Genomic DNA, 1286 nt, shown 5'->3' with positions numbered 1-1286 from the left:
CAAGTCAAGCCCCAGCGTGCCCTTCATAAAAGCAAACCGGCGTTCAATGGTACCTCTTCGATTCTCGGCATCAGTATCCTCACGCCGTTTCGCTGCATCAACGTGTTTTGGATGCCGGCCAAGCTTCGGGCCGCAGATTCGGATACCCAAATCCTTACACAGCTTTAGGTTCTCCCGATTACGGTACAGCGTATCGGCCAGTACTTCATCCGGATAATGTCCATGAAGGTCGTAATAGTGGTCTAAAGTTTCCGCGAAGTCTTGGCCCTCAGAGAATGCGGTGAAATCAAAACGTTCAATGTCGACTACGCCTTCACTTAACGAACAGTCAATCTTCGCCCCAAATTCAACTTTAGCATTGGCCTTACCACGTTGAATTGGGCGAATGTACGGCTGTTGGAGACTAACAATTCGGTCTTCAACGTGGTGAGTCTTGTGGGTATACATGTACCATTGCTGGTCAAATAGAATTCGAATCACGCCTAAGCGAATCGCTTGTTCATCTGGTAGAGTCGCAACCTGATCGATGAATTCGTTGATGTACCGCAAATCACGGCGCACATATTGAAGTTGGGCCTTGACCTGTTTATGAAAGCCACCACGCTGTTGCTTTGGATGTCGTGAAAATGAGGTCCAACAATGCTTCGCCTCGCGTTTGTACATGCGTGGGTTTGGCACACCAAGTTGGTGTGCCATATCGATCGCCATCGCCTCAAGATTCAGCCTTGCTTGGTTGAGGAGGACGGTGTCTTGAGGATACTTGATTTTGACTGGCACTGCGGTTGCGTCCGTGATGACGCTGTCCACTTTGAATGGGACCAACGCTTCGATCTTGGCGCGTACTGTATCATTCATGATATTCGTAATCAGCTCGGAGATATCGGCAATTCGTTTGCGAAAGTGTGCCAGGCTGGAATAATTGAACGGCTCAACCGCTTTGTATTCGGACAACCCGATGAAATATTGAAGTGCGGGTGTATCACGAATTGCCGCAACCACCCCACGATCAGTTAAACCCATCCGTTGTTGGATCAGGATTGCCCCATAGAGTAAACGAAATGGTTTTGCCGCACGTCCCGCATTTTTGGTGAACTCCAATTGGTATGCCTCATCGAGAGCCTTCCAGGGCATGACCTCCGCCAACTGGACCCACTCATTGTTAGAGCTAAGTGGGGTACTTAAACCGGCACCAAAGGATTCAAATGACAATTGAAGCGGGCTGTGACGATAGACCATACGATAACCTCCGAGTAGGTTCCCAAAAAATGCAAGGAAAATGCAGGAAA

1 protein-coding gene is annotated in these 1286 nt (G+C 48.8%); it reads right to left on the bottom strand.

All coding sequences use genetic code 11. The features are described 5' to 3' along the window. On the bottom strand, positions 1 to 1236 hold a 1236-nt coding region (locus ACKTSG_RS14285), incomplete at its 3' end, for an IS5-like element ISLca2 family transposase (RefSeq protein ID WP_407895693.1). Positions 1237 to 1286: the final 50 nt, after the last annotated feature.

The organism is Lacticaseibacillus salsurae (assembly GCF_045862175.1).
Lineage (GTDB): Bacteria > Bacillota > Bacilli > Lactobacillales > Lactobacillaceae > Lacticaseibacillus > Lacticaseibacillus salsurae.
This window is presented reverse-complemented; position numbering and strand designations above follow the sequence as displayed.